A 532-nucleotide genomic window follows, 5' to 3' on the forward strand; every position below is an offset into this window, starting at 1 on the left:
CCGGAGAGCCAGATCATGAACATCCCCGCAACCGTTCCGCTCACCCATCCGCCGATAATCACCGCCAAAGAGGTGATGAAAGCGGAAAATATGACCAGATAATTCCTTCCTTCAAATACCATGGCGATGCCTTCGATGTAAGAACCCCCCCTGGGCACCAGCTCCATCTGGTCCATCTTCGACAGGGTTTCCCGCTCCATGTTGCGGACTTCCCGAAATTGCTGTGCGGCCAATGTTAAGAAGGTGACCGCTGTGTAATCGCGGTCCAAGAGGGCCGGAACAGCGACCGCCCCCAGCGCAGCCGCAATCAGCCCGAGGGAAAGGTGAATCACTTGCCCGTGGGGATACGTGGGATATTGGCGATAATCCGTGCGGAGCATCCGTATCCGAGCCAGGAAACCGACAACCAGGCCGGCGATGACCGCTTGGGTATACAGTTCCAACTTCATTCTTCCGATCCCTTCTATATTCCTAAAGTTTTGCCCTGAATCGAAGCAACTTCCGCTCCGCCCACAAAAGAACGTAATGTAGA

The 532-nt window shown here is 54.7% G+C and carries 1 protein-coding gene; it reads right to left on the minus strand.

Annotated features, from left to right (window positions below; genetic code table 11):
- On the minus strand, positions 1-449 hold a 449-nt coding region (locus RZO55_RS11030; protein ID WP_318064333.1), incomplete at its 3' end, for a YIEGIA domain-containing protein.
- Between the last annotated feature and the right edge of the window lie 83 nt (positions 450-532).

The organism is Clostridium boliviensis, from assembly GCF_033342255.1.
GTDB classification, from domain to species: Bacteria; Bacillota; Clostridia; order Lachnospirales; family Lachnospiraceae; genus Lacrimispora; species Lacrimispora boliviensis.